This is a genomic window from Novosphingobium subterraneum (genome assembly GCF_000807925.1).
Classification (GTDB): domain Bacteria; phylum Pseudomonadota; class Alphaproteobacteria; order Sphingomonadales; family Sphingomonadaceae; genus Novosphingobium; species Novosphingobium subterraneum.
The window spans coordinates 47998-54224 of record NZ_JRVC01000028.1; the positions used below are offsets into that span (position 1 = coordinate 47998).

Consider the following 6227-nt stretch of genomic DNA (forward strand, 5'->3'; position numbering starts at 1 on the left):
CATGATCCATGGCATCGAAGCGCAGATTGAAGCGATGCGGGCGATCTGGCCCGATTTCGCCATGGTCGAACGAGATGGAGATGCCGCAGCTTGGGAGGGGCCAGTTCGCCCGCTTCTGCAGACGTACCGCGTCGGCATCTTTTACCGCGCGCCGCTGCTTATTGAAAATCTGGACCCGCGCCGTTTGCAGCCGCGCGTTTCGGTCCTGAATCCGCAGCTCCGACCGCGACCCGGCGACCGCGAAGGGCGGTTGCCACACGTCTATTACGGACCCAACGGCGGAGTGACGCTTTGCCTCCTCGACCCTGAGGCAGGCGATTGGTCGCCTGCCGACCTACTTGCCGAAACGACGATCCCTTGGACCATCGAATGGCTGGCCGCTTATGAAGGCTGGCGCGCTACCGGCGAATGGACGGCGAGCGGCCGCCATGTGGAGGTGGCCCGTGGCTAAGACGAAAGTTCCGCAAAAGGTTCAGTCAGCTCTCTGGGCACGATCCGCCGGGCGCTGCCAGTACCGGGGATGCAATCATGACCTTGTTGGCGATCTCATCTCTGGCAATGAGAACGCACTGTTCGGCTTCATCGCGCACATCGTCGCGGACAGCGCCGATGGGCCGCGGGGTGATCCAATAAGGTCTCCGCTACTTGCAAAGAGCCTCGACAATCTCATGCTGATGTGCGCGGTCCATCACAAGCTGATCGATGTCGACGGTCTGGTCGATCATCCCGAGGCCCTTCTCGTCGAAATGAAGGCTGAGCATGAGGCTCGCGTCGCGATGCTCGCCGGGATCGACAAGGATCGGGCCTCGCATGTGCTGCGGTTCGGCGCCAGCATCGGCGCGAATGAAGCACTGGTTTCAACCAGGGCCATTTTCGCTGCCATGCCGCCCGATCACCATCCAGCGAGCGCGCAGACGATCGACCTGGAAATGACCGGCCATGCGTTCGCCGACAGTGATCCGGCCTTCTGGGCCATGCAGCAGACCAACCTCCAGCGCAGTTTCGCAGCACGGGTTGGCGGTAGGATCGAGCGCCAGGACATCCGCCATCTCAGCGTGTTCGCTTTGGCGCCGCAGCCGCTGCTCATCGAACTCGGCCGTTTGCTCTGCGACATAGTGCCGATGGTCGTCCATCAACGGCACCGTGAGCCTTCGACTTGGACCTGGCAGCGCGACGGCGTGCGCGTGCGCTATCAGACGACCGAACCGGCATCAGGGCGAAGCGGCGTAGTTGCCCTCAAGCTGGGCGTGAGCGCGACGATCACCGATGATCGTATTGAGCGTGTCGTCGGCAACGATGCCGCGATCTGGAGCCTGTGTGCCGAAGCTCCCCATAACGACATCGTTCGCAGCCCCGAAGATCAGGCTGCCTATCGCACGGCGCTGCGCCGGCTGCTCGATGCGATCAAAGCCCGACACGGCGACCAAGTCGTCATTCATGTGTTTCCAGCCCTGCCGGCGTCGCTTGCCGTGGAAACCGGCAGGGTATGGATGCCCAAGGCCGATCCCGAACTCCGAATCTATGATCAACAGCGGGATCGCGGCTTTGTCTACGCGCTGACGGTCGGTCAGCCGGGATCGGTGTGATGCGCTGCTCGGAAGCCCATGGATATACCAAGGAAGGAATGCCTCGGTGCCAAAGAATATCGTGATCTATTCCGATGGTACCGGCCAGGACGGAGGCGTTCGGCCGGAACAGCGGATGAGCAACATCTTCAAGATGTATCGCGCGACGCGGCCCGGTCCCGACAGCGCGATCGATCCCACCGAGCAGGTGGCCTTTTACGATCCCGGCCTCGGTACCGAAGCCGGGGCTTCAGGCCTCACCTCGATCCGGCGCTGGTTCGCCAAGCTGCTGTCTTCAGTGACGGGGCGCGGCATTACCACCAATATCGCCGACTGTTACGAGTTCATCATCAATCACTACCGGCCGGGCGACCGCATCTGGCTGTTTGGGTTCAGCCGCGGGGCCTACACCGCGCGCAGCCTTGCGAACGTGATCAGGCTGTGCGGCGTCCCGACGAAATCGCCCGACGGCGAACTGCCGCGGTTTCGTCTCGGCGCGCGCGAGATCGCTGAGCGCGCCGTGTTTCGGGTTGCCGAGCATGGCGCCGGCCAGGACCGCGCCAAATACGAAGATGAGCGCGAAGAACTTGGTCGTCGATTTCGCGTGGCGCATGGGTCGGACGACGATGGCGAGGCGAACGTCGCGCCCTATTTTATTGGCGTCTTTGATACCGTGGCTTCGCTCGGCGCCAAAGGCCCGCTTCGCTTGGCGCTCATATTCGCCCTCGGCTTGCTTATCGTTAGCGCCGCAGCGATCAACGCCATGGCTCTGCGCTGGGCATTCGAGCTCGATTGGGGCTTGTCGTTCCTTGTCGCGACTGGCCTGTTCGGCATCTATGCGCTTTGGCGCTATCTGCGCACGTCGCTGAAAGTGATGTGGCCTCCGCTTGAAGGCCGCCGTTTCCCGAGCATTCACGTTGCGCAGTGGAGCGGAAAGTATTTTGACCGTTTGCTGGGCCGGGCGGTCAGCTATGCCCGCCACGCAATCGCCATCGATGAAAACCGCGCCGACTTTCCGCGATTGCCCTCGGGTCCAGGCAAGGGCATTGAGACCAGACCCGAAATCGACGGTGAAGCCAAGCCTTTCGTGCAGATGTGGTTCGCAGGCAACCATTCGGACATTGGCGGAAGCTACCCGGAGCCAGAATCGCGCCTGTCGGACATCGCCTTGCAATGGATGATCAATGAGGCTCGATCGGTTCCCGACCCATTGGCCATCGATTACAGTCGTCTGCGAGTTTTTCCTTCGGCCGCCGGTGTTCAGCACGACGAGATTGCAGGTATGGCCGACTTGATAAGGCAGCGGACACCTGCCTTGCTGCGTTGCTTGACCCAGCGACTAACCTGGAAAGCGGAGTTGCGCGATCCCATCGCGGCGGCCACGCTTCACCCGTCCGTCGAGGAAAGGTTTGGGCTTGGAAGCGTAGTTAGGCAAGGCGGAGAGGGCCCATATCGGCCCGAAGCACTTCGAAGTCACGAACGCTTCCGCCACCTCTATAAGTAACAACAGTTGGTCGGTCCGGTGCCGTTCGATCGAGGAGATGACTGAAGGGCGGACGCTCAGATGATCTATGAGTCAGGTCAACGCCAACTTTGGAGATGCTAAGCGCCAGCACCGGCCTTGCCGATGGCAGCTTATCGCCATGCGTTTCCTGATTCCGGCAAGCCCGTTCGGCCGAACGGCTCGGCCAATCTCTCAAGCTGGCTCCCGATAGATTTGTCCCGACCGAGCAATAGAGTGGAGTGGGCTTTCCCCTGATTGAGCCATTTGGGCGTCGATGGTCGATGCACCGGGCTCACAATCAGGAGTGTGTCCCATGATCAAGTCGATCCCGCTGAACAAGCTCGTCCAGTCTCCCCGCAATGTCCGCCGTCACGGCGATCCAGCCGCCGATGCCGAGCTCAAGGCCAGCATCGCTGCCCATGGGCTGCTGCAGAATCTCATTGTCCGGCCTGCCGCGAAGGGCAAGTTCGAGGTCGAAGCCGGCGAGCGCCGCCGCCGCGCAATGCTGGCGCTCACGGATGAAAAGATCCTCGCCCGCGATCACGAAGTCACCTGCCTCGTGCTTGAAGACAGCGCGGAAGCCGCCGTTGAGACTAGCCTCGCGGAGAACTTCCACCGCCTAGCCATGAACCCTGCCGATGAATCCCAGGCCTTTGCCGCACTCGTGACAGGCGGTGCGACTGTCGAAGAGGTTGCCCGCCGCTTCGGTCTGACCGTCCGCTTCGTCGAGGGGCGTTTGCGTCTCGCGACGCTTGCGCCAGTCGTGTTCGAGGCTCTGGCCTCGGGCCAAATCACTCTCGACATCGCCAAAGCGTTCGGTGCGACTTCGGACCAGGAAATCCAGGCCCGCGTATTTGAGCAGGTTTCCTCAGCCTACTATGCCCCCAATCCGGACAGCATCCGGCGCATGGTTTTGTCCGGGACTATCCGGGGCAGCGATCCGCGCGCCCGTCTCGTTGGCCGCGATGCCTACATCGCAGCCGGTGGCCGGATCGAGCGCGAGCTGTTCGACAACGACGACAGCGAATCCTGGGTCGATGTTGCGCTGCTAGAAAGCCTCGCGGCGGCAAAGATGGAAGAGCAGGCCAAAGCTCTGGCCGCCGAGCAGGGTCTCGCCTGGGTGAAGCCAACGCTAGATCCCTATGCCAGCCACGATCTGGTCGAAGGGCTGGTCCGGCTTCCCGCCGAACCGGCGCCACTGACCGAAGCCGAATTGGCGAGGCTCGACGAACTCGATGCCTCCTATGACGAGCATGCGGCGATCCTCGAAGATGAGGATAGCGCCGAGGAAGCCGTGGCGGCAGCCGAAGCGGCTATCGAGGCCATCGAACGCGAATGCCAGGAAATTCGTGCCCGTCCGCCCGTCATCGCGCCGGAACTGAAAGCCGAAGCGGGCATGGTTTTGGTGCTCTCGCGCGATGGTGCGCCAGTTCTCCAGCCGGTGTTCTACGGCGAGCGTCAGGCTGATCCCGACAAGGCCGATGATGGGATCGAAGTCGTTGCTGGCGAAGAAGGTTCGGACAAGCGCCGGACCACCTTGTCCAAGCGCCTGGTCGATGAGCTCGCCATGCAGCGTCGCGACGTCATTGCGCTGCATGTTGCCTCTGACCCGGGGCTTGCGCTCGACATAATGGTCTTCACGCTGGCCGATGCCGATACGCACGACTGGCGGGCGCGGGCCGCAACCACACTGCGTGCGCCTCTTCCGGCAGGGCCGATCATCGGCTTCGAAGCCAAGGATGCTTCGGCCAGCAGCGCGCTCGCTGAGCTCAGGTCCAATCTCGACGAAAGCTGGCGCGCGGGCACCGATGCGACTTCCCGCTTCGACTTGTTTTGCGCGCTATCCGATGACAGCCGCGCCGCTTGGCTCGGCTTTGTCGTTGCCCGGTCGCTCGAGGCGAGCCTTAACATGACCGGCGAACGTCAGCTGCCGTTCCAGGACCACCTCGGCCGTCTGATCGGCATCGACATGGCGCAGTGGTGGCGACCGACTGCGGCCAACTATTTCGACCGGGTGTCAAAGCAGGTTATCCTCGACGCGCTGACCGATGTCGGCGGCCTCGAGCTTTCCTCGCGCTTTGCCTCGGTCAAGAAAGGCGATCTCGCGATGAGTGCCGAGCGTGTCTTCGCCGGCACCTACATCACAGAAGTCGAAGTGCGCGAGAAGGCTCTGTCCTGGGTGCCTGAGGTCATGCGCTTCGCTGCTGCTGCGCCGGATGCTGGCGAGCCCGAGATTGACGCCACTGACGCTGGGCCAGGCGTCGATACCGAACATCAGTCCCCCCGCGAGCTGGCCGCCTGACCTCCTCCTGACAGGCCAGGCCACTCGCACCTCGAGAAGCGGTCCTTCGGCTTACGCCGGAGGGCCGCTTCCTTTTTGGAAGCAGAGCAGAGGGGGCTCGGGACCCTGTGGCACTGACCGGCGAACCCGTTGCCGACTGACCAGATGCCAAGATCAGGAGAACCAGCATGGCCTATCACAAGGGGCAGAGCGGCGGTCTGTCGCCCGCTACCCGCATCACCCAGGAAATCATCGCGCGTCTGGAAGCCGGCACGAAGCCGTGGATCAAGCCGTGGCGCGGCGTGCCCGTTTCGCGGCCCCTGCGGGCCTGCGGGATTCCGTACCGCGGCATGAATGTGTTCTGGCTGTGGATGGTCGCTGACATGTGCGGCTACGCCTCGCCGTTCTGGATGACCTACAATCAGGCAAAATCGCTCGGCGCCCAAGTCCGCAAGGGTGAGAAGTCAACCATAGCGATCTTCTACAAGAGCTACACCAAGGAGGTGGAAGCTCCCGATACCGGTGAAAAGACTGACGAGGCCCGCCGGGTGCTCAAGGCCTATCCGGTCTTCAATGCCGATCAGGTCGAAGGTCTGCCCGAGCGCTTCCATCCGGCTGCAACGCTGGAGCTGGTCCAGCCTGAAGGGCGCGAGGCCGAACTCGACGCCTTCTTCGCCGCCATCCCCGTCAATCTGCGCCACCAGGGCTGCGAGGCCTATTACGAACCGACTGCGGATCGTGTCACGATGCCGCCGACGAGCCTGTTTTCAGGCTTCGACCACTACTATGCCACGCTCGCCCACGAGGTATGTAACATCGCAAGTGTCCTCATTTCGAGGACAGTCGATGGCCTTTGCGCGCTGCTGTTTCCCAACCA

General features: G+C 62.5%; 5 protein-coding genes. All 5 read left to right on the plus strand.

The window, feature by feature from the left end:
- Position 1: 1 nt before the first annotated feature.
- Complete coding sequence (locus tag NJ75_RS20575) at positions 2-451, plus strand: hypothetical protein (RefSeq protein ID WP_039337797.1); 450 nt, start codon at positions 2-4, stop codon at positions 449-451.
- A complete protein-coding gene (locus NJ75_RS20580; RefSeq protein WP_211257963.1) occupies positions 444-1586 on the plus strand; it encodes an SAVED domain-containing protein in 1143 nt (380 codons plus the stop codon). The genes NJ75_RS20575 and NJ75_RS20580 overlap by 8 nt, the downstream gene beginning before the upstream one ends.
- A 61-nt stretch (positions 1587-1647) precedes the next feature.
- Entirely contained in the window at positions 1648-3069 is a 1422-nt protein-coding gene (locus NJ75_RS20585) for a DUF2235 domain-containing protein (RefSeq protein WP_236727215.1), read from the plus strand.
- A gap of 313 nt (positions 3070-3382) precedes the next feature.
- On the plus strand, positions 3383-5371 hold the full coding sequence (locus tag NJ75_RS20590; protein WP_039337801.1) for a ParB/RepB/Spo0J family partition protein: 1989 nt from the start codon (positions 3383-3385) through the stop codon (positions 5369-5371).
- Between the two features lie 167 nt (positions 5372-5538).
- A partial coding sequence (locus tag NJ75_RS20595; protein ID WP_236727213.1) for an ArdC family protein occupies positions 5539-6227 on the plus strand: 689 nt, incomplete at its 3' end.